General features: G+C 58.1%; 22 protein-coding genes. 12 read left to right on the forward strand and 10 right to left on the reverse strand.

The features are described from left to right. Positions 1-428: 428 nt before the first annotated feature. The gene (locus ATY79_RS05900; RefSeq protein WP_088703278.1) at positions 429-935 is read left to right on the forward strand and encodes a hydantoinase/oxoprolinase N-terminal domain-containing protein; all 507 of its coding nucleotides are present in this window, start codon (positions 429-431) and stop codon (positions 933-935) included. Between the two features lie 579 nt (positions 936-1,514). Here ATY79_RS05900 and ATY79_RS30415 read toward each other — a convergent pair. Next, positions 1,515-1,790 carry a hypothetical protein gene (locus tag ATY79_RS30415; RefSeq protein WP_141105703.1) on the reverse strand — a complete coding sequence of 92 codons (276 nt, stop codon included), beginning with the start codon at positions 1,788-1,790 and terminating at the stop codon, positions 1,515-1,517. A 152-nt stretch (positions 1,791-1,942) separates the two neighbouring features. On the opposite strand from ATY79_RS30415, the gene ATY79_RS05915 reads away from it, so the two are divergent. Continuing rightward, positions 1,943-2,467 carry a hypothetical protein gene (locus ATY79_RS05915; protein WP_280950870.1) on the forward strand — a complete coding sequence of 175 codons (525 nt, stop codon included), beginning with the start codon at positions 1,943-1,945 and terminating at the stop codon, positions 2,465-2,467. 75 nt (positions 2,468-2,542) lie between these two features. Here ATY79_RS05915 and ATY79_RS05920 read toward each other — a convergent pair whose 3' ends face one another. The 4 genes from ATY79_RS05920 to ATY79_RS05935 all read right to left on the reverse strand — a co-directional run bounded on the left by ATY79_RS05920 (position 2,543) and on the right by ATY79_RS05935 (position 6,170). Continuing rightward, entirely contained in the window at positions 2,543-3,265 is a 723-nt protein-coding gene (locus tag ATY79_RS05920; protein ID WP_189637966.1) for a GntR family transcriptional regulator, read from the reverse strand. Positions 3,266-3,416: 151 nt separating this feature from the next. Continuing rightward, entirely contained in the window at positions 3,417-4,223 is an 807-nt protein-coding gene (locus ATY79_RS05925; RefSeq protein WP_088703282.1) for a shikimate dehydrogenase, read from the reverse strand. 24 nt (positions 4,224-4,247) lie between these two features. After that, complete coding sequence (locus ATY79_RS05930) at positions 4,248-5,399, reverse strand: mandelate racemase/muconate lactonizing enzyme family protein (protein WP_088703283.1); 1,152 nt, start codon at positions 5,397-5,399, stop codon at positions 4,248-4,250. Between the two features lie 33 nt (positions 5,400-5,432). Beyond that, on the reverse strand, positions 5,433-6,170 hold the full coding sequence (locus ATY79_RS05935) for a GntR family transcriptional regulator (RefSeq protein ID WP_088703284.1): 738 nt from the start codon (positions 6,168-6,170) through the stop codon (positions 5,433-5,435). Between the two features lie 94 nt (positions 6,171-6,264). Between ATY79_RS05935 and ATY79_RS05940 the strand changes: the two genes are divergently transcribed. From ATY79_RS05940 to ATY79_RS05985, 10 genes are all read left to right on the forward strand, one after another. After that, positions 6,265-7,320, forward strand: coding sequence for a phosphotransferase (locus ATY79_RS05940; RefSeq protein WP_088703285.1), 1,056 nt, complete (start codon positions 6,265-6,267; stop codon positions 7,318-7,320). Positions 7,321-7,330: 10 nt separating this feature from the next. Continuing rightward, positions 7,331-8,671, forward strand: a complete 1,341-nt coding sequence (locus ATY79_RS05945; RefSeq protein ID WP_088703286.1) for an aminotransferase class III-fold pyridoxal phosphate-dependent enzyme — start codon at positions 7,331-7,333, stop codon at positions 8,669-8,671. A gap of 77 nt (positions 8,672-8,748) precedes the next feature. Beyond that, positions 8,749-9,513, forward strand: a complete 765-nt coding sequence (locus ATY79_RS05950; RefSeq protein ID WP_088703287.1) for a transporter substrate-binding domain-containing protein — start codon at positions 8,749-8,751, stop codon at positions 9,511-9,513. 56 nt (positions 9,514-9,569) lie between these two features. Continuing rightward, a complete protein-coding gene (locus tag ATY79_RS05955; protein WP_088703288.1) occupies positions 9,570-10,289 on the forward strand; it encodes an ABC transporter permease subunit in 720 nt (239 codons plus the stop codon). After that, a complete protein-coding gene (locus ATY79_RS05960; protein WP_088703289.1) occupies positions 10,286-11,014 on the forward strand; it encodes an ABC transporter permease subunit in 729 nt (242 codons plus the stop codon). The genes ATY79_RS05955 and ATY79_RS05960 overlap by 4 nt, the downstream gene beginning before the upstream one ends. Before the next feature lie 14 nt (positions 11,015-11,028). Next, complete coding sequence (locus tag ATY79_RS05965) at positions 11,029-11,781, forward strand: amino acid ABC transporter ATP-binding protein (RefSeq protein WP_088703290.1); 753 nt, start codon at positions 11,029-11,031, stop codon at positions 11,779-11,781. Positions 11,782-11,786: 5 nt separating this feature from the next. Next, on the forward strand, positions 11,787-12,587 hold the full coding sequence (locus ATY79_RS05970) for an NAD(P)-dependent oxidoreductase (protein ID WP_088703291.1): 801 nt from the start codon (positions 11,787-11,789) through the stop codon (positions 12,585-12,587). Further along, positions 12,584-13,696 carry a mandelate racemase/muconate lactonizing enzyme family protein gene (locus tag ATY79_RS05975; RefSeq protein WP_088703292.1) on the forward strand — a complete coding sequence of 371 codons (1,113 nt, stop codon included), beginning with the start codon at positions 12,584-12,586 and terminating at the stop codon, positions 13,694-13,696. Before ATY79_RS05970 ends, ATY79_RS05975 begins: the two co-directional genes overlap by 4 nt. Next, on the forward strand, positions 13,693-14,511 hold the full coding sequence (locus ATY79_RS05980) for an aldolase/citrate lyase family protein (protein ID WP_088703293.1): 819 nt from the start codon (positions 13,693-13,695) through the stop codon (positions 14,509-14,511). Before ATY79_RS05975 ends, ATY79_RS05980 begins: the two co-directional genes overlap by 4 nt. 1 nt (position 14,512) lies before the next feature. Continuing rightward, entirely contained in the window at positions 14,513-15,283 is a 771-nt protein-coding gene (locus ATY79_RS05985) for an alpha/beta hydrolase (protein ID WP_088703294.1), read from the forward strand. 19 nt (positions 15,284-15,302) lie between these two features. Here the strand turns inward: ATY79_RS05985 and ATY79_RS05990 are convergent, their stop codons facing one another. The 5 genes from ATY79_RS05990 to ATY79_RS06010 all read right to left on the reverse strand — a co-directional run bounded on the left by ATY79_RS05990 (position 15,303) and on the right by ATY79_RS06010 (position 20,421). Then, positions 15,303-15,824 (reverse strand): FAD-dependent oxidoreductase, encoded by a 522-nt coding sequence (locus tag ATY79_RS05990; protein WP_210421394.1) that lies wholly within the window; start codon positions 15,822-15,824, stop codon positions 15,303-15,305. 174 nt (positions 15,825-15,998) lie between these two features. After that, entirely contained in the window at positions 15,999-17,594 is a 1,596-nt protein-coding gene (locus ATY79_RS05995; RefSeq protein WP_088703295.1) for a GMC family oxidoreductase N-terminal domain-containing protein, read from the reverse strand. A 25-nt stretch (positions 17,595-17,619) separates the two neighbouring features. Further along, on the reverse strand, positions 17,620-18,699 hold the full coding sequence (locus ATY79_RS06000; RefSeq protein WP_088703296.1) for an ABC transporter ATP-binding protein: 1,080 nt from the start codon (positions 18,697-18,699) through the stop codon (positions 17,620-17,622). A gap of 13 nt (positions 18,700-18,712) precedes the next feature. Then, positions 18,713-19,498, reverse strand: a complete 786-nt coding sequence (locus ATY79_RS06005) for an ABC transporter permease (RefSeq protein ID WP_088703359.1) — start codon at positions 19,496-19,498, stop codon at positions 18,713-18,715. A gap of 5 nt (positions 19,499-19,503) precedes the next feature. Next, positions 19,504-20,421 (reverse strand): ABC transporter permease, encoded by a 918-nt coding sequence (locus ATY79_RS06010; protein ID WP_088703297.1) that lies wholly within the window; start codon positions 20,419-20,421, stop codon positions 19,504-19,506. Between the last annotated feature and the right edge of the window lie 85 nt (positions 20,422-20,506).

The raw sequence follows: 20,506 nt of genomic DNA on the forward strand, positions 1-20,506 counted from the left end.
TAAGACCCGATTCCGGGGGCGCCGGACAATGGGAGGGCGCCCAAGGGTGCGAGTGCATCTTTCGAGCGAGGGAGGACGCAGTGACGTTCTCGGTAAACAGCGGTGGGGCGCAATTCCCGCCAGCAGGAGCGGCAGGAGGCGTAGCCGGCGCTCCGACGAAAACGTGGAAAGAAGATGCCTTCGGAAATCGAACAGAACTCGGTGTTCTTTGATGTCACCCTAGAGCGGGGTGAACGCCTAATATCTCACGGAAGCGGCGGCGGTGGCTTCGGAGAACCGGCCAATCGCGATCAAGCACTGATAGCGCGTTCCCTGAAGGACGAGCTCCTGACAGTAGCCGGAGCAAGAATGATGTACGGCGCTGGTGCACCGATCATCTCGGAAACAGAGTACAAAACAGAGCGCCTAGCCGGCGCGGGAGCGCGATAATGGTTGTGACACTTTCGGTGGACGCCGGGGGCACTTTTACAGACATCGTACTTGAGGAGAATGGCGACCGCCGGTTCTACAAATCCTTGTCCAATCACGACGACATCGCTCAAGGTATCCTTGAAGGCATCGCCTACGTCGCGGAAGATCGCGCCACCAACGTCAGAGATCTCCTGGCATCCTGCAGTACCTTTTCTTGCGGCACGTCCGCCGCGACTAACGCGATCCTTGAGGGCAGGACGGCCCGTACCGTGCTGCTCCACACTGAAGGATTCAGGGACGTGCTTCGAATTCGCGAGGGAGGTAGAGAAAACAGCTACGACATCTACGAGGATTTTCCGCAGCCGTTGGTGCCGCGGCACCTGAGTTTTAGCGTCCGTGAGCGAGTAAATGCGGAAGGCGGCGTCGAAATTCCACTTGATGACACGGACGTTCGCCGGACGCTTCTTCGGATCCGCGAACTTGAGCCTGAAGCGATCGCGGTGTCTCTCATATGGTCAATATGAACTCAGAACACGAACTCCGGGTGGGTCGTCTCATCGAGGAGGTTATGCCTGGACTACCTTACAGCCTGTCCCACGAAGTGAATCCAACTGTGGGCGAATACCGGAGGACGTCCGCAACTGCCTTGGACGCCTCCCTCAAGCCTGTGATGAAGGACAACATCTCGAACCTGGCGAACCGCCTGGCCGCTGCCGGCTTCGAACGCAAGCCATTGTTCGTCTGCTCGAACGGAGGACGTACCTCCAGCGACGTCATCGTAGAGAAGCCTGTTTTTCTATGCCTTTCAGGACCATCGGCGGCCCCTGGCGCCGCTCTTCGACTTGTCGAGCAAGCTGGATTGGAGAACAGCAACGTTATCTCCATTGATCTTGGCGGCACAAGCCTTGACGTATGCATGGCCATTGACGGAAACGTTTCAATGCAGAGGCAGGGAACAATTGCGGGCCACGTCTGTCGAGATTTCCACCATTGCTGCCGGCGGAGGTTCGATCGCACGAGTAGATGCCGGCGGGATGGTTCATGTCGGTCCGACGAGCGCCGGTTCGAAGCCCGGTCCAGCGTGTTATTCGCGCGGCGGAAGCCTACCCACGCTCACCGACGCAAACCTCGTCCGGGGACTTCTCGATAAGACGAACTTCGGCGGCGGCCATCTCACTCTCGACGAAATGGCGAGCCGCGAGGCGATAGAGGCGGAAATTGCGGGTCCACTCGGTATGACAGTGGAGGCGGCTGCGGCGCTCATCTCCGCGATAGCCGAGCAAAACATGATCGCCGCAATTGAAGACATGACGATGAGGAAAGGTTTCGACCCTCGAGATTTCGTTCTTGTCTCGGGTGGCGCCGCAGGCGGCCTGCATGCAGCTAACCTGGCGCGGGAGCTGGGAATTCGAAAAGTTCTCATTCCGCGAGCCGGCAGTGTACTGAGCGCTTACGGCATTTCCACTGGGATATCAAATTCGATTTCGGGAAGATCGCCTTCGCCCGCAGCGATCAATTTGGCTTCGCGAAGATTAATGCGGTGCTCAGTGATCTAGTCGCCGAAGGGACTGGTTTTCTCAACGAAATGGACATTGCGCCCTCCAATCGTCAACTGCTGCTCTTTGCGGAAAGTCGATATGCGGGGCAGGTCTGGCAGATTCCAGTTCCCTTAGACCACCCCGAGCTTGACCCGGAAAGGCTTGCAACACTCGTATGCAGGTTCCACGAACTGCACGAGCGACTGTACTCCGTTTCCTCGCCGGCAGAGCCTGTCGAGTTCCTCGAGTGGCGATTGCAGGCCGTGGGCCTGGTCGAAACAACGCGGGGTCCGGCGATGAGAGCCGTCGGCGAAGGGAGAGGGGAGAAGCGCCCCGTCTACCTGGATGGCGGCTTCACGCAAGTCGACTTCTACAAGACGACGAGTCTGCCTGTTGGCTTCGAGGTGAACGGACCCGCCGTGCTATCCGACATGCTGACGTCGAACTTCGTCCCCGACGGAAGCGTCGCTACCGTGACTGCTGAAGGCGGGCTCCTCATTGAATTCGACCGTAGTTGATCAGACGGGGAGGCAGACGCGACCCTTTGCCTCCCGTCGTCCTAGTTGTGAACGCTCGAAGGGAGCCCGCGACCGTTAGCGGATGTCGCTCACCCCGAACTCTTCTCCGCCAAGAAGCAGTTCCGGTCTCTCGCGGCGCAGAATTTCGATGGAAGGAAAGGTACTGTCGAGCTGAACCTGAAAAGCTCTGGCGACACCATCTTCATCACCGGCACGCAAGCGATCGTACATCTGCTGGTGCTCCTCGAAGACCATGAAAAACTGCTGCTCCAAGGCAAAGGCCTGGCGGCGGACGCGGTCGAGTTGTCCAGTTGAATAATGGATGGTTTGCCAAATCTCACCAAAGCCCGCGCAGCGGCAAATGATTTGGTGGAACTCGTTGTCCAACGCGAAAAACTCATCCACTTCCTTGCGCTCCGCTGCCGCGCGCTGCTTGAATAGGGCGAGCTCGAACTCCTTCTCGAATTGAGGTTGGAAGTTCCTCGCCGCAAGACGCGTCACCCGCATTTCGAGCGTGTCGCGCACAAGCTGTCCCTGAAGGACTTCCCGCAGCACGATCCTGTTGACGAAAGTTCCATCGCTCGGAACGATTTTTATAAGATTTTCCTTCGCCAGTTGCAGGATCGCCTCCCGCAGAGGCGTGCGTGAGATGCCGAGCTGCGCGCAGATGTCTTTTTCGTTAAGCGCACTTTCCGGAAGCAGTTGCAATGAGATGATTGCATTGCGCAGAAGTTCGTACACTTGCGAGGATTTGGAGAACCGACTGTCGAGCTGGTCGGGGCTGAAGACTGGTTCCATTGGCGAATCGGGCCCTTGAAGGTGGTGTCGATTAAGCTCACCACTTATAGTCAGAAACGGTCGATTTGAAATACCAGTATATTAGAGGCAGAGAGGGCAGGGGCGCTGGTGCCATGAGGTGAGCGCCCTCGCCGTGATGATGGTTGGCCGATCAGGGAATGTCCTCACCGCTCACGAAGCGGAAAAGCAAGTCGATCTGTCCGTCAAGCATGTCGGTACCCGAGGTCACGACGCAGCCTCGTCTTAGAGCGTCTTTCATGAAGGGTGTAACTGCGGGCTTGGTCATAACATCCGCTACAAGAGTTCCTGGCCGGACGCCGTCCAGATCGATAGGGAGTGGATCTCCTTCCCGGAGGCCTATCGAAGTCGCGTTGACGACGATGTCAAAGTCGACGACCATCTGAGGGCTCGAAGGTTTGACGCGGCCGGGATAGAACCGATCGAGGCTTTCGCACAGCGTTGCTAGTGTAGTGTCGTTCTTGTCGTGTATCGTGACAGATTGCACGCCGGAATCGAGCAGGCTGACTGCGATCGATGATCCAGCGCCGCCTGCGCCGGCCATATAGACCTTTTTGCCAGACACGACGTGGCCGTGGTTTTCGAGACCCTTCACGAAGCCTGGACCGTCAAAGTTGTCCCCATGCCACGTGCCGTCTGACTTCTTTCGCATAATGTTGACGACGCCAAGCTTTTCGGCGCGGGAGGAGAGAGATGAGCAATGGCTAACACAGGCTATCTTATGCGGCACCGTGATCAGGACGCTGTCCAGGTTCTGGATACCGTTGAACCCTTGCAGGACCACAGGCAAGTCCGCTTTTGAGACGTGCAAGGGAAGCATTACTCCATTGAAGCCGGCATCGGACATCTTCTGGGATATCAGGGTTGGACCGATGACCTGTGCGATAGGATCGCCGATCAGGAAGTGTATGCGAGTGCCGCTGTCTACGGTGAGTTCCATTTTTTCCTCTATTGTGACCGGCGATCAACGGCCGACGGAGCTTCGGGACTTGGTGAAGGGCGCGAGGAGGTCGCGGTCGAGGTCGAGACCAATGCCGGGCCGGTCGGAGACGTCGATGGTTCCGTCAGCGTTGATCGATACCGGACCTCCTAGTTCCATGAGGGCGTTTGGTGTCGGATCGATCTCGAAGGCTGGCATAGGCAACGCGTAACTCCGCCCGGTCGGAGCAACGGCCGCAAGCTGCAGCGAAGTGGCGTGGATAACGGACGTGCTCCACACGTGAGGAATCACAGGCAGGCCGTGGGCCTCACCCAACGCAGCGATCCGCATGTATTCCGTAACGCCACCGCACAGGGCGACGTCAGGCTGGACGACATCAAGTGCGTTCGCTGCGATCAAGTCCTTGAAACGGCGGAGGCCTGCCAAGGACTCGCCCGCGGCAATGGGGGTCGTGCTCCGGGAGGCTAGTTCTGCATATCCTTCGGTATCGTCTGGCTGAAGCGGCTCCTCGGCAAAGAGCACGCCGAAAGCTGGCAGCTCTGCCAAGATGCGGGATGCGTCAAATCGAGTCAGACCCTGGTTGAAGTCCGCCATTACCGGAAGCGCGTCGCCGAACTTGATACGGATTTGTTCGAGTACCCTGAGATCGGATCGCAAATCGGCGCCAAGTCTCAGTTTCACCGCGTTGAATCCTCGCGCGAGATAGCCTTCGATCTCGGGCACCATGTCTCGATACTGATCGTCGCCCGTTTTCAGGAACGGCCCGCTCGCATAGGTGGGGAGAGTGCTGTGAACTGGGCCCCCGAGACGTCGCGCGAGGCTCATGTCCTCGATACGAGCGCTTACATCCCAAATTGCCATGTCGAGTGCCGAGATCGCCATATGCGTGATCCCGCTGCGGTCTCGCCCCAGAAGGCGCATCATCGAATCCCAGATCGCACGTGGTGCCGAAGCGTCAGCGCCAAGGATAGCCGGGCCTAGACTGCTCGTTATGATCGACTCGGCGGCCAGAGGTTGCGCCCAGGTCTCTCCCCACCCAGTCTTTCCGCCCGCGGTCACCGACACGATCAACGCCGCCCGTTCCCTGAAGACACTTAAGGAATTGGCAAGCGGCTCGGGCATTGGCCACCGCACCTGGAAGCAGTCGATACGCTCGATCCGTGGTCGGGTTGTCATGAAAACCTCCTCATAAAATTGGTGCAACGCGTTCTAACGGATGCGCGCGACGTCGAAGTCCGCTTTTCCCTCGGCGACGACCACGTCTGGTCGTTCCCGGAGCAGGATGTCGATGGAGGGGAAGGTGCTGTCGAGCTGGACTTGGAAGATTTCTGCCACCCCCGCCTCGTCAGAAGCCCGGAGCCTCTCGTACATGGCTGCGTGCTCGTCATAGACCGCCGAGTAGTGCGCCTCGAGAGAGAAGGCGAGCCGGCGGCAGCGGTCTAGCTGACCGGTCGCCCCATGGATCGTCTGCCAAGCTTCAGGAAATCCCGCGCATTTGCAGATAAGGCGGTGAAACTCGTTATCGAGCGTAAAGAACTCGTCTACGTCCTGCCGCTTGGCCGCCGAGCTTTGCCTGAACAGAGCTAGTTCGAAATCTTTCTCGAACGACTCGCTGAAGTTTCTCGCAGCAAGCCGGGTCAGGCGCATTTCGATCGTGTCTCGCACCAGTTGCCCCTGCAGAACCTCGCTCAGGATAATTCGGTTCACAAACGTGCCGTCGCTCGGCGCGATGCGGACAAGACTCTCGGTCGCGAGTTGGAGAAGCGCCTCGCGGAAAGGCGTTCGGGAAACGCCGAGCTGCATTGAGATTTCACGCTCCAGAATTGGCGCGTCCGGCGCGAGTCGCAAGGAGATGATTGCGTCGCGCAGCAGTTCATAGACCTGCGCCGCCTTCGAGAGACGAGTGTCCATCTGTTCGGGGTGAAACAGCGCAACTCCTTGGTCCATGATCAAGCTCCTCGCACTTTCGATGAAAAATTAGTTGACGACCTGTTCATTTATATACCAATATATCGGCATATCAATATAGGCGACCGCAATTATGGCACTTCCGCAAGCCGCTTCGATCAATGCCGCGCTCACCGCGCGCTCCGAGCTTCTTTCAGAGGCGGCGGCGGTTCGTATCGCAAGAGACTACTACGGCATCTCAGCCGAAGCTCACCGTCTGTCTGGTGAGAAAGACAGCAACTTTCGTGTCGAGACGCCTGCCGGCGAGGAGTATCTCCTCAAGGTCGTGAATCCTGGTGAAGCGCCCATCGTCACTAATCTCCATACGTTGGCGTTGATGCATGTCGCAGACAGGGATCCCGGAATGCCGATTCAGCGCGTACTGAAAACGCTCGATGGTCTTCCCGAATTTCAGATGGCGGTGGCGGAGGATGACGTTCGCACAGTGCGCCTCGTTACCTTTTCCAAAGGGTTGCTGCAGCGGAAGTCGAAGCAGACGCCGACGCAGAGAGGGAACATCGGAGCGATGCTCGCTCGCCTTCAGATAGCCCTTCAAGACTTCACGCATCCTGCAGAAGACCATTTCTCGACTTGGGACCTCAAGAACGTCCTCTCGCTCACCGCGATGGTTGACGATCTGCCCGCGTCCGACGGCAGGGAGGAGCTCTATGCGTGGCTTGCGAGGTACGAAAGCGACATCCAGCCACATGTCGCCTCGCTGCGAGCTCAACTGGCGCACAACGATCTGAACAGCGATAACATCATCGTTGATCCACACGACACTGACCGCGTTACCGGCATCATCGACTTCGGTGACATGGTCAAAACACCCGTGCTGTTCGACGTAGCTGTCGCTGCCGCCTACCAATTGACGGAGGCGCACGACCCGCTGCAGGCGGCCATCGAGTTCCTTCAGGGCTTCGATGCTGTTCGACTGCTCAGGGCTGACGAGATTGACCTCCTCTTCCGGTCCATCGTCGTACGAATGGCGATGCGGATCATCATCACCGAATGGCGCGCCGTGCGGTTCCCGGAAAACCGACAGTACATCCTCCGCAACACGCCCCAGGCATGGCGCCAGTTTCATCGCCTGGCCGACATTGCAAACGAACAGGCGACCTCCGCGATCGCCGCAGCACTAAACAGATAGGAGAATAGCAATGTCGGCTTCATCGGCCACGGCCTTCATGATCAATGGCTTCGATCCAAACACCGCTGACAGACTGACGCGGGAAGAGCAGGATCTGATTGCGCGTCGTCGCAAGCTGTTGGGTCCATCCTACAAGCTCTTCTATGAGCATCCAGTTCATGTCGTCCGGGCCGAGGGCGTCTGGCTCTACGATCCCGAAGGCAACGCCTTCCTCGATGTTTACAACAACGTCCCATCTGTTGGGCATTGCCACCCGCGTGTGGTCGACGCAATCGCGAGGCAGTCAAAGGTCCTGAATACGCATACCAGATACCTGCACGAGGACATCCTCAAGTACTCGGAAGACCTTCTCTCTACCTATCCGGACGAGATCAGCAACGTTATGTACACCTGCACCGGCAGCGAAGCGGTCGATCTGGCACTACGCATCGCTCGCTACTACACGGGCGGCACCGGCATCATCGTTACTGCTAACGCCTACCATGGCCTCACGACCGCAGTCGCTGAAATCTCCCCCTCGATGGGTCCGAACGTTCCAATCGGGCAGCATGTCTATGTCGTCGATGCACCCGACGACTACCGGGGTAATGGCGAAGATATCGGCGAGGTATTTGCTCAGCGGGTCGAAGAAGCCATCAAGAAGATGGAGCGCCATGGCATCAAGCTCGCCGCGTTCATCGCGGACGGTATCTTCTCTACCGATGGGATCCTGACCGATCCCCCCGGTTTCCTGAAAAAGGCTGCTGACGTCGTCCAAGCAGCCGGGGGGCTTTACATCGCAGACGAGGTGCAGCCTGGGTTCGGTCGCACGGGGACGCATTGGTGGGGCTTCCAACGTCACGGCATCGTGCCCGACCTAGTGGTCATGGGCAAGCCGATGGGCAATGGGATGCCGATTGCCGGCGTCGCCGCGAAACCCGAAGTGCTCGAGCGCTTCGGCAACGACATCCGCTACTTCAATACGTTCGGTGCGAACACCGTAAGCATCGCAGCGGCGCAAGCCGTCCTCGACGTGATCAAGGACGAGGAGCTGATGGCAAACTCGGTCAAGATCGGTGACTACATGGTCGCCGGCATGAAGAAGCTGCAGCAGAAATACGAGCGTGTTGGCGACGTACGCGGCGCTGGTCTGTTCCTTGCGATGGAGTTCGTAACGGACCGTACGTCCAAGAACCCCGATGCGAAGCTCTCGCTCGACGTCGTGAACGGCCTGCGCGAGAAACGCATTCTTATCAGCGCGGCGAGCCCATCTGGCAACGTTCTCAAAATCCGGCCGCCACTTCCTTTCACCGCCAAGCACGCCGACATCTTCTTGTCGGGCCTCGACGAAGTGCTGGCTGCAAACTCGTAGGCCTTCGGGCCTACGCAACAACAAAAGACGGAACAATTCCGCTGTCATCAACAATTCTCTAAGGGGATATGACTATCATGAAACTCTCCGTACTGGCATCCGCTTCGGTGCTCGTTCTCGCACTCGTTGCCGGGGCTCACGCCGAAGACAAGACAATCAAGATCGCCACCGAAGGCGTCTACCCTCCGTTTAACTACGTCGAAAACGGCAAGCTCACCGGGTTTGACGTCGACATCGCCAATGCGCTCTGCGAAAAAGCGAAGCTCAAGTGCGAGATCGTTACCCAGGAATGGGACGGCATGATCCCTGGTCTCATGGCCAGCAAATACGACGCCATCATCGCGTCGATGAACATCACGGCCGAGCGCAAGAAGAAGATCGATTTCACAACGAAGTATTACGATACGCCCGCGAAGTTCATGGCGACCAAGGATGCCAAGGTTACCGATATCTCGCCGGCCGCTCTCGCGGGAAAGACCATTGGCGTTCAGGGATCGACGACCCAGCAGAACTTCCTTGAGGCAAAATACAAGGACTCCACCATCAAGACGTACACGACCGTGGACGATGCCAGTGCCGACCTCGCCGCCGGCCGCCTGGACTTCGTTCTCTCGGACAAGGTCTTGCTTGACGCGTGGCTCAAGAAGTCGAGCGATGGGTCCTGCTGCGAGCTGGTTGGCGACGATCTTCGCGACCCCATTTTTGGCGAAGGCAAGGGCGTAGGAATCCGCAAGGACGATACCGAACTGAAGAACAAGTTCCAGAAGGCGATCGACGACATCCGCGCCGACGGAACGTACGAGAAGATCAACACGAAGTACTTCCCGTTCTCGATTTTCTAGGACTGGCAGTCGTTTGCCCGGCCGGTCGCGGCCGGGCTCTTCGACGGATTGGAGGAATGGTGGAACTCCTAGACCTACTTTCTTTTCGCCCAGACGGCTGGGGGCATGCCCTGCTTGACGGCTTATGGCTCACGATCAGGCTCGCGCTCGCGACGTTGCCCTTTGGCTTGTTGCTCGGCCTCGGCCTGGCTCTTCTGATCAACGGCAAGAACCGTTGGCTTGCCAAGCTCGCGACCCTGTTTGCTACCACCTTCCGCGCTCTGCCCGAACTGCTGACGCTCTTCATCATCTACTACGGTGGCGGGATGTTCATCCAATGGGCTTGGCTGTCCGCTTTTGGGACCCCGTTCGGCGAGCTCAGCGGTTTTGTCGCCGGAATGATCGCGCTCGGCATTGTGTTCTCTGCCTTCGCATCCGAGATTTTTGTTGCCGCGTTGCGGGCGATCCCCGTGGGGCAGCACGAAGCTGCGGCGTCGCTCGGGCTTTCGCGGGCCCGCACCTTCATCAGCATCATTGCCCCCCAGCTTTGGCGCCTGTCGCTGCCTGGCCTTGGCAATCTGTGGTTCGTGCTCCTCAAGGATACGTCGCTCGTCTCCATCATTTCGCTTGCCGACCTTATGCGACAGACGCAGCTCGCGGTCGCAAACACGAAGGAACCGCTGTTCTTCTATGCGGTCACCTGTCTGATCTACCTGGTGATCTCGATGCTATCGTCATCGATCGTTGCCGTGCTTGAAGCCCGATCCAATCGCGGCTTTGCGAGGGAGCGCACATGAACACCGAGCTACTCGCAAACTACGGGCCGAAAATCCTTTGGGGCTTGGTCGTCACCCTCGAACTGGTGCTGACGTCGGCCTTGATCGGAGCGGTGTTCGCTCTACCGCTGGCGTTGCTGCGCAATGGCCCGATCGCTTTCTTTCGCCATCTCGCGAAAGCCTACATCGTCTTCTTCCGCGGAACGCCTCTGCTCGGCCAGATCTTCCTCATCTACTACGGCGCCGGCCAGATCCGAGGAGAGCTGACGAGTCTTGGCGTCTGGTGGTTCTTCCGCGACGCCTATTTGTGCGCGCTCTTCGCCTTCACCCTCAATACCACTGCCTATCAGGCGGAGATCTTGCGGGGCGCTCTAAGCTCGCTGCCCCGCGGACAGCTCGAGGCAGCAAACTCGCTCGGCCTCAGCCGCGTCACGACGCTGTTTCAGATTATGCTCCCGCAGGCTTTAATCATGGCTCTACGCCCCCTAGGCAACGAACTGATCCTTTCGCTGAAGGCATCCGCCCTGGCCAGCGTCATTACGGTCCCAGAGCTGATGCAGGCCACAAAGCTTGCGTTCTCACGGTCCTTCGACTTCCAGGTCTACATCTGGGCGGCGGTGCTCTACCTCATCATGGTCGAGACCATCCGCAGGGTCTGGGGCATTCTGGAATGGTACCTCACCAAGCATTTAAGGCGCCGAGTGACGCAAGTGAACAAGCCCTCCACCTCACTTCAAAAAGCTTGATCCAAGGAAGTCTCATGGTTGCGACCACAGAAAGAAAACGCGCCGTCGAATTCGAGAACGTCTCCAAATGGTATGGCGCGCACCAGGTTCTCACCGACATCAATCTCACGGTAGGCGAGGGGGAGCGCATCGTTGTCGCCGGGCCATCTGGTTCTGGGAAGTCCACGATGATCCGTTGTATCAATCACCTCGAAGAGCACCAGAAGGGCAAGATCCTCGTAGAAGGAGTCGAGCTGACGAGCGAGCGGAAGAAGATCGAAGCTGTTCGCCGCGAGGTCGGCATGGTGTTCCAGCACTTCAACCTCTTCCCGCATAAAACGATTCTCGAAAACTGCACGATTGCGCTTCGCACCGTCCGCGGACTTGCGCGGACTGAAGCCAATGACGTCGCCATGTCCTTTCTTGAGAAGGTGAGGATTCCGGAGCAGGCGCACAAGTATCCGGGTCAACTGTCGGGCGGTCAGCAGCAGCGTGTCGCGATCGCCAGGTCACTGGCGATGAAACCCCGCATCATGCTTTTCGACGAACCCACGTCCGCGCTCGATCCGGAAATGATCCGCGAAGTACTCGACGTGATGGTGAACCTCGCCGAAAGCGGGATGACGATGATCTGCGTGACGCACGAAATGGGCTTTGCCCGACAGGTAGCCGACCGGGTGATCTTCATGGCCGATGGAAAGATCGTTGAGACGGCGCCTCCTGCAGACTTCTTCGACAACCCCAAGGAAGCCCGCACCCGCGCGTTCCTTCGCCAACTTCTGCACTGACCGACATGAAGACGATCCTGATCACAGGTGCTGGCGGTAACGTTGGACGGTTGCTTCGGCCACTATTGCGTGAACGGTACTCGTTGAAGGTGACCGACATCGCAGACTTCGAAACGAACGCTGGTGAAACAAGCATCCGCGGCGATCTCGCGGACCGAGAGTTCTGCGATTTCGCGGCTCACGACGTTGATGGCATCCTCCACCTCGCCGGATTGGTAGGGCCGGGATTCAGCTTCGAGCAAACGCTCGACCCTAACTACCGCGCTGTCCTCAACCTGCTCGAGAGCTGCCGAGTCCACGGCATCAAGCGCTTCGTCTTCGCCAGTAGCCACCATGCGGTCGGAATGCTTCCTTCAGACGCAAATGTCCACGAGGAGGCTCCTATCGTTCCTGACAGCTTCTACGGATTGAGCAAGGCGTTTGGCGAGGCCGCGTGCGCAATGTATGCGCATCGCTTCGGCATCGCCACGATGCTGCTTCGAATAGGGAATGCCGATCCCCTTGTTGTCGACGCCAGGCGCGAGAGGATGTGGACGAGTGCGCGTGATCTGGCATCGTTGGTCGAGATGGGACTGGATCATCCCAATGTTCGCTGCGACATCGTGTATGCATCCTCCGACTGCCCTGCCGAGATGTTCAATAATCGCCGTGCGCGTTCGTTAGGCTATCGCCCGAAGGACAACGCGCGCGACAATCGTGCGGCCAACTTCAAGGGTCGCGATAAACTGCCGCCCGAACAGATGGCCTACGTTGGCGGTCATTTTGCGGTCAACGAACTGCCGAAGCCATGGGGAGGAAATCAGTGAAAGTCGTTCGGGGCGAGGTCATCCTCGTTGAAATTCCGTTCAAGCTGCGCGGGACTGGCGTCGGGATCATGCCGACGGCATGGAAGACGCTGGAGTTCGCGCTCGTCAAGCTCGAGGACGAGCTTGGCAACATCGGCTGGGGCGAAGGATTCGGCTATTCGCTAATAGACGCCACTAAGTCGATCATCGACCGGTTGATTTTTCCTTCCTTGATCGGCCAGGTCATCACCGACATTCCCACATGGAACCGCAATACGCAGCGTCAGTTGCATATGTTCGGGCGATATGGTGTGACCATCTTTGCCATCTCGGGCGTAGATATGGCGCTCTGGGATCTCTATGCAAAAAGACAGCGAAAGCCGCTGCACAAGCTGCTGTACGAGGGGCAAGCGCGAGCCGAGATTCCGTTCTACGCAAGCCTGGTCCGTTACGCCGAGTCTGACTTGGTCGCGCAGTCCTCCAGAGAGGTTCTGGAGGCCGGCTTCAACCGGATCAAACTGCACGAAATCACCCTTCCGAACATTAGGGCATGCCGAGACGTCACGGGGCCCGACGCGAGCATCTGCGTCGACGTTAACTGCGCCTGGTCTCACAATTTCGTCGAGATGAATCTTGCGGAATTGCGCTCGCTCGATCTCGCCTGGCTCGAAGAACCGATCTATCCGCCCGAAGACTTCGTGAGCCTGAAGGCCCTGCGTGGAAAAGGACTGCCGATCGCGGCCGGCGAGAACTGGTGCACGTCCTTCCAGTTCGGACAGGCACTTGAAGTCGGCGCCGTCGATTACCTCCAGCCGAGCATCACCAAGGTCGGAGGCGTCTCGGAATATATCTCCATCGTCGACATGGCGGCGCGACAGGATATTTCTCTGATGCCGCATTCCCCGTACTTCGGTCCGGGCTTTTTCGCCTCTCTTCAGGTCGCGGCGGCGCGGCCGAGCATTGATGCACTGGAATACAACTTTGTTCAGCCCGACGCATGGCTGGCTGACGTCGAGGGGATTAGGAATGGCGATATGATCAAAGTCTCGGATCGACCAGGGATAGGCTTTGAGCCGGACCTCGATGTCATGAAAAAATTCGGACGAGTCCTCGGGAGTAGAAATCTATGAAGGCGAACAAGCTCAAGGAAATCTGGTCGAAGGGCGGTTGCGTGCTGAACGGCTGGTTGTCGATCTCGAATGCGTTCTCAGCCGAAATCATGGCCGCCCAGGGCTACGACAGCATCGGCATCGACCTTCAACACGGCATCGTGGACTATCAGGACGCGGTCGGAATGCTGCAGGCCATGCGCGCCAGCAACGCGACACCACTCGTGAGGCCGCCATGGCTCGACCCGGTTCATATAATGAAGGCGCTGGATGCGGGCGCCTACGGGGTGATCTGCCCAATGATCAACAGCCGCGCGGAGGCCGAACAACTGGTGTCCTATGTGCGATATCCTCCGACGGGCGTGCGCAGTTATGGCCCCTCGCGCGCCATTATTTCGACCGGTGGCGGCGACTACCTGGGGGAGGCCGACGAGGAGGTGGTCTGCTTTGCCATGATTGAAACGGCACAGGCCCTCGAAAAACTCGAGGAAATTGTAACAACGCGGGGCCTTGACGGTGTCTACATCGGTCCAGCCGACCTGACGATCGGTTTGACTGGCAAAAAATATCCTGCCGGCTTCGACCGCGAAGAGCCCGAAATCATCGACGCCATCGATCGCATCCTGAGGGTATCGCACGATGCAGGCATCAAGGCTGCACTCCATTGCGGATCGCCGGCCTATGCCGCCAGGGCTGCAAAGTGGGGCTTCGATCTCGTGACGGTTTCCAACGACGTTCGACTTCTGGCAGCTGCCGCCGCGTCAAGTGTTGGGTCCTACCGGGCACTAATGAGCGATGATGCGATCAAGTCCAAAAATGAGAAGGGCGGTTACTGAAATGACCGAGATTGAAGTTAAGGCGAGCCGGGTAATCGGGGAGGGGTCGATCCAAGTGGTTGCTCTTCATGGCTGGATGGGCGATCACCGTCTCTACGAACCAACCTTCCCGCTATGGGACAGAACCAAGTTCACGGTCGCATTCTTGGATTGCCGCGGCTACGGCCAGCGTCTCGACGAAACAGGGGAATACACCATCGAAGAGGTCGCACGCGACGTCCGAAAGTTGGCGAAATCTTTGGGATGGAGGAAATATCATGTGATCGGTCATTCCATGACGGGGATGACTGTCCAGCGTCTGACGGTGGACGCTTCTGACGAGGTGCAGTCGATCATTATGGTTGCGGCGCTGCCGGCATCTGGCGCCAAGATAACCGACGAACGGCGAAAGCTTCTCCAGGACGCGATTTCCGACGCAGAGGTCCGTAAGACACTGATTGATGTAAACACCGGTCACAGGAGAAAAGACGAGTGGCTCCAAGAGTTGCGCGATACCAGCCTCGCCGGTACATCCGAACGTCCCTTGGTCGCCTACATGGCCTCATGGACCGGAACGGACTTTTCTAGCGAGGTTCAAGGAAACAAAACTCCCCTGTTCGTCGTCCTCGGAGCCAACGACCCAGGATCTTCCATCGAGAAGACGAGGGAGACCGTGGGTGCTTGGTACAAGAATGTCGAGGTGGAGGTCCTGGAAGGCGCCGGACATTATCCGATGTACGAGGAGCCTGAAGCGTTCGTGAAGCTGGTGGGCAAACACTTATCAAGGTACTGAAGGCACCGTTGCTGGTAGGCTAACTCGCGCGAATCGACTTGATCGAACTTGCTACACAGCTTCGTTCCGCGAAGCGACGGTCCTCGCGCACAAAATGCGCGAGCCTTGCCGGATCGACGGTCGCTCCCTCCTCAAAGAGTAGTCCCTCTTCGAACTTTGGGGAGTTGCAGAGTTCCGACAGGTTGGACTTGGAGAGCCGTCTGACGCTCGATGGCACACCGAGCGCTTCAGCCACTTTGATGAAGTCGTCCAGCTTGCTGCGTTGAGCTGCCGATGTTGCGACGCGTAGGTAGCCCTCTTCGGTCCACCAGACGTCATTTCTCTCGGCGAAACGTCGGAGCTTTCGTTGGGCAAGCGTACCAAGCTCGGCGGCCTCGAGCGACTTTTGCGCTCCGTACATGGGAAGTAGCGTAGGAAGCGCGCCCCAATAACCGTGTACATTGCCGCCGTTGCGGGCGCTGGCGCCGTCGCCGCAACGATAGGCGTCGACGATAGCGATGCGTAGAGCGGGTCCCTCTCTTTGAGGGTGAGGGCGGTCCACATGCCCGTGAAGCCGCCACCGACGATCAGAACGTCGACCTCGATCTCCCCCATCAACGGAGGCAGGTTCTTGATGGTGAAAACAGACCTTACGTACTGCTGCCACCATGACAATTCATTGGGAATATTCGCAGGGACAGCCGAAAGGAGTTCCACGTCATTCTCCTGCCATCCGTTATTCGATGGACATCTTGTTACCCTTGATGAAGTCGGATGCGCGTTCGCCCACCATGATCGCCGGACCGTTGAGGTTTCCGGACGGAACGCGAGGAAGGATTGACGTATCTGCAACGCGGAGGCCATCGATGCCTCGAACTCGCAATTGCGGATCGACGACAGCCATGTCGTCAGTCCCCATTTTGCACGCGCCCGATGGATGCAAAGCGCCTTGCCCCGTCTCCCTGACGAACTGCATGCGCTCCTGCTTCGTCTTGAGGACGCCGCCGGGACGATAAGGATGTGAAACGTACTTCGACAAGGACTGCTGCTGCAGGATCTCCTGGCCAATCCTCACGCCCTCAGCGAGTACCTCGACATCATATTCTTCAGCCAGATAGTTTGGATTGACGACCGGAAACACGTTCGGATCAGAGCTGCGAAGCTTGACGAACCCTCGCGACCGCGGGCGCGACTGGTAGACGTTGGTCGTGCAACCGTTACCGCTCGGTGTGGAATCCGAACCTTCCTCGACACCTGCGCCAGGTAGGAAGTGATACTGCAGGGTGGGCAGCTTGTCGTCTTCTGCACCGTACCAACAAAGCCCACCTTCGCAGACGTTGGAGGTGACGGGTCCGTTGCGGAAGAGTGCATACTGCAAGCCCGCCCAGGCCTGCCACCGGAGCTTCTTGTACTTGTCGTAGCTATGGGCGCCGGTCAGTTCGTAGATCAGGAACATGTCGAAATGGTCCTGGAGATTCAGGCCAACCCCCGGGAGGTCATGCTTCACGTCAACGCCGATCTCGCGAAGGTGATCCGCCGGGCCGATGCCTGATAGGAGCAGAAGGTGGGGAGAACCGATCGCTCCCGAGCACACAACAACTTCCTGACTTGCCATTGCCTTGACGACATTCCCGTTCTGCACGTACTCGACGCCGACGGCACGGTTGTTCTCGATCAGAATGCGAAGGGCTTTGGTTTTCGTCTGAACCGTGAGGTTCTTGCGTTTGCGCGCGGGCTTCAGGTAGGCCTTGGCGGCACTGCAGCGCAGCCCGTCCTTCATAGTCACCTGATAGAAGCCGACACCAGCCTGGTTGCCGGAATTGAAGTCGGGGTTGAAATTGATCCCCAGCTCCTGCGCGGCACGCACCCACGCCTTGGTCAGATAGTGGGTATGGCGCTGGTCGGAAACCGCAAGCGGTCCATCCGTGCCATGGGCTGCTCCCGAGAAGCGCTCGTTCGACTCTGCCTTCTTGAAGTAGGGCAGTACGTCCTTGTACGCCCAGCCGTCGCACCCTTCTGCTGCCCAGCGGTCGTAGTCTTGCGGGATGCCTCGCATGTAGACCATCGCATTGACGGAGCTACCTCCACCCAGAACGCGTCCTTGTACAAACTCCGGAGTGATGCCGCCCTGGTGAGCCTGTGGCTCTAGGCGATAGCGCGTCAGCATGTCACTTTGGGACGTTTTGTAGTACGTCACGGGCAAGTGGATGTAGGGGCTCCAGTCGCGGTCACCCTGTTCAAGCAGGAGTACCTTGGAGTCCGGGTTCTCACTCAGTCTCGAGGCTATAGTGCAACCCGCCGAGCCGCCGCCCAATACGATATAATCATACATCAATTTCTCGCCTTCTTTTTTGGGCTCAACTTGCGAGGACAACCACGGATGCGGGGTCCCACGTGAGAGATACCGGGCTACCAACGCCAAAGCGGATACCGGCTGCAGCGCGAGGCTCCTGACACTTCATGAGCGTACCCTCGGCGTGTCTAACCTTGTAGACAACGCGACTGCCGATAAACATCACGTCCTCGACCTTGCCGACCGCCTCGTTGGAGCTTTCCGAGGTACCCGTCGCGGCCGAGATGTTGATCGCTTCCGGACGAATGGAGACGTGCACAGCGGAACCGGATCGCAGGCCACGGGTTCCGACTGTCGCCGCACCGACGGGAAGTGATAGAACGGCGCCGCTGCCGTCTGCATCCTGAACGCGCCCATCGAGAAGGTTGGTCTCGCCGAAGAACTTGGCGCAGAACAGCGTCTTTGGAGCACCGTACATCTCGTCGGGGGTGCCGATCTGTTCGATCGTCCCCTTGTTCATCAGAACGACGCGGTCGGACAGGATCATCGCCTCGTCCTGGTCGTGCGTAACATAGATGAAGGTGGTGCCTGTCTCTGTATGGATACGCTTGAGTTCTTCAAGCATGTGATGACGGATCTTGAGGTCGAGCGCCGCCAATGGCTCATCAAGCAGTAGCACCGAGGGACGATTCACAAGCGCACGGGCCAGGGCAACGCGCTGCGCTTGACCGCCGCTGATTTCCCCGATCCAACGGTTCGAGAAGTCCTGAAGCTGCACCAGGTTCAGCATCGCATTCACCTGCTCGGTGACGGCCGACTTCCCGATACCCTTCAAGCGAAGCCCAAAGGCAACGTTGTCGAAGACGTCCAGGTGAGGGAAGAGAGCATAACGCTGGAAAACCATGTTCACAGGCCGCCTCTCTGGCGGAACAGCGGTCATGTTCTTTCCGCCGATGACGACCTCTCCCGAGGTCGCGGACTCGAAACCAGCGGCGATACGCATGAGCGTCGACTTCCCGCAGCCGCTCGGTCCCAGGAGGGTAAGGATCTCGCCCTTCCGAACGTTGAGGCTAATGTTGTCCAGGGCGGTGAAGATGCCCCACTTCTTTGTGATATTGCTGAGTTCGACGATGTTCTGAGACATTGATGTTCCCCTGTTAGATGGCGTCGCGCAGGGCGACAGCTCTTTTTCTCTGGAGCCAAAGGGTCAGACCGCCTGCGCCTAGCACGACGATCGACAGTGCAAGTGCAAGGACGCTTGCCGCGTTGATCGAAGGATCCACTGTCCGGCGCATCATCGACCAGATGTAAAGCGGCAGCGTGGTGTCATTTCCGCTGACGAAGACCGTGATGATGAACTCGTCGAAGGAAAGTGCGAACGTGAGGATCGCCGCGCCGACGATCGTTGGTGCCAGAATGGGGATCGTCACCAGCCGGAACGTCTGGATCTGCGAAGCTCCGAGGTCTCGTGCTGCCTCTTCGAGCGAATGATCGAAATAGTTGATCCGCGACCGCATCGTTTCGACAAAGAATGGCAGCGTGAATAGAACATGTGCGATTGTGACGGTGACAAGCGAGCGCGGCAGGTTGATCGCAGCGAAGAGCGTGACGAGCGCAATCCCAAGGAAGAGGCCGGGCAGACCGATAGGCGCGAAATTCAGCAATTCGAAAGTCTGCTTGTATTTGCCTTTCAGACGAATGAGGGCCAGCGCGGCGAGCGTGCCGAGTACCGTGGTAGCTATCGCGGTGTAGAAGCCGACTTTCAGGCTGTTCCAGAGCGAAGTTACGAATTCCGGCTTGTCGAATAGCTGTGCGTACCAACGCAGGCTCAAGCCTTCGACCGGGAAGGTCAGGGCTGGCGAACTGTGGAAGCTGAAGAGCACGATGATCGCGATCGGAGCGAACAGGAAAAGCAGATACAGTGAGAGATAAGCTCTAAGCATGGCGATCACCCGTGGTAGCGCCGACCGGGCGCAAGTTTTGCGAACTTTAAGGCCTGCGTGAAGACGACGTAGACGACCACAAAGGTTGCGAGCAGAACGAATGCCATCGCAGAACCCAAAGGCCAGTTTCCGGCGCTTCTGAACTGGTTTGCGATGAGCAGGCCGCTTGTTACCCCCTCGCGTCCACCGAGAAGTTGCGGAGTGATGTAGTCGCCAGCGGCCAGGATGAAGGTGAACATGAAAGATCCCACGATACCCTTGTAGGACATCGGCAGGATGACTTTGTAGAGCACGCCGAGGCCGCTCGCTCCGAGATCACGTGCCGCCTCTAGGTACTCCTGCTTCACGTCCCGAAGGGACGAAACGAGGATCAGGAGTGCGAAGGGAAGCATAATATGGATCAGCGTGAGCACGGCGGCGAATGGGCTGAAAAGGATGACTTGAAGGGGCTCCTTGATGATCCCGCTGCCCATGAGGAAGGAGTTAATCACTCCGTTTGTCCCAAGGATCGTTCGCCATGCGTAAACACGAACAAGATAGCTGGAAAACCAGGAGAGCAGCACCAGGTACAGCACCACATTGCTTCTCGTCTTGTAGACAAGATAGTAGGCGACCGGAAAGCTAAGGATGACGGAGAACGCGGCAGTGAAGAAGCCATTCTTCATTCCGACCCAAGTCGCCTGCCAAAAACCAGCCGCTGCGAAGATCTTCGCGTAGTTTTCGATATTCCAGACATGCTCGATCACAAACGATCGCGCGGTGAAGAAGCTGGTCACGAACAGAAGCGCGACGGGGATCAGGAAGAAGAAGATGAGGAAGGCGAGGGGTGGCGTTGCCAGTCCAAAGCCTTTGGGAATCGTGGGGAAACGCATCCCTGTTCTTTCTTCGGGTGTCTTGTCGACATAATCGGCAGCGGTCGCCATAGGCGTTCGTCCTGTCTCTTAATCAATGGCACGTTCGGCGGTTGATGCAACCGCTCGCGAAGGCTGCCAGCAGGCGTTTGACGCT

Origin of the sequence: Rhizobium sp. R693 (genome assembly GCF_002211315.1) — a bacterium.
Lineage (GTDB): Bacteria > Pseudomonadota > Alphaproteobacteria > Rhizobiales > Rhizobiaceae > Rhizobium.

Excerpts from the sequence above, each read along its gene's own strand:
- ATY79_RS05900 (WP_088703278.1), top strand. The coding sequence starts at position 429 with ATGGTTGTGACACTTTCGGTGGACGCCGGGGGCACTTTTACAGACATC.
- ATY79_RS30415 (WP_141105703.1), bottom strand. The coding sequence starts at position 1,790 with ATGCAGGCCGCCTGCGGCGCCACCCGAGACAAGAACGAAATCTCGAGG.
- ATY79_RS05920 (WP_189637966.1), bottom strand. The coding sequence starts at position 3,265 with ATGGAACCAGTCTTCAGCCCCGACCAGCTCGACAGTCGGTTCTCCAAA.
- ATY79_RS05925 (WP_088703282.1), bottom strand. The coding sequence starts at position 4,223 with ATGGAACTCACCGTAGACAGCGGCACTCGCATACACTTCCTGATCGGC.
- ATY79_RS05930 (WP_088703283.1), bottom strand. The coding sequence starts at position 5,399 with ATGACAACCCGACCACGGATCGAGCGTATCGACTGCTTCCAGGTGCGG.
- ATY79_RS05935 (WP_088703284.1), bottom strand. The coding sequence starts at position 6,170 with ATGGACCAAGGAGTTGCGCTGTTTCACCCCGAACAGATGGACACTCGT.
- ATY79_RS05940 (WP_088703285.1), top strand. The coding sequence starts at position 6,265 with ATGGCACTTCCGCAAGCCGCTTCGATCAATGCCGCGCTCACCGCGCGC.
- ATY79_RS05945 (WP_088703286.1), top strand. The coding sequence starts at position 7,331 with ATGTCGGCTTCATCGGCCACGGCCTTCATGATCAATGGCTTCGATCCA.
- ATY79_RS05950 (WP_088703287.1), top strand. The coding sequence starts at position 8,749 with ATGAAACTCTCCGTACTGGCATCCGCTTCGGTGCTCGTTCTCGCACTC.
- ATY79_RS05955 (WP_088703288.1), top strand. The coding sequence starts at position 9,570 with ATGGTGGAACTCCTAGACCTACTTTCTTTTCGCCCAGACGGCTGGGGG.
- ATY79_RS05960 (WP_088703289.1), top strand. The coding sequence starts at position 10,286 with ATGAACACCGAGCTACTCGCAAACTACGGGCCGAAAATCCTTTGGGGC.
- ATY79_RS05965 (WP_088703290.1), top strand. The coding sequence starts at position 11,029 with ATGGTTGCGACCACAGAAAGAAAACGCGCCGTCGAATTCGAGAACGTC.
- ATY79_RS05970 (WP_088703291.1), top strand. The coding sequence starts at position 11,787 with ATGAAGACGATCCTGATCACAGGTGCTGGCGGTAACGTTGGACGGTTG.
- ATY79_RS05980 (WP_088703293.1), top strand. The coding sequence starts at position 13,693 with ATGAAGGCGAACAAGCTCAAGGAAATCTGGTCGAAGGGCGGTTGCGTG.
- ATY79_RS05985 (WP_088703294.1), top strand. The coding sequence starts at position 14,513 with ATGACCGAGATTGAAGTTAAGGCGAGCCGGGTAATCGGGGAGGGGTCG.
- ATY79_RS05995 (WP_088703295.1), bottom strand. The coding sequence starts at position 17,594 with ATGTATGATTATATCGTATTGGGCGGCGGCTCGGCGGGTTGCACTATA.
- ATY79_RS06000 (WP_088703296.1), bottom strand. The coding sequence starts at position 18,699 with ATGTCTCAGAACATCGTCGAACTCAGCAATATCACAAAGAAGTGGGGC.
- ATY79_RS06005 (WP_088703359.1), bottom strand. The coding sequence starts at position 19,498 with ATGCTTAGAGCTTATCTCTCACTGTATCTGCTTTTCCTGTTCGCTCCG.
- ATY79_RS06010 (WP_088703297.1), bottom strand. The coding sequence starts at position 20,421 with ATGGCGACCGCTGCCGATTATGTCGACAAGACACCCGAAGAAAGAACA.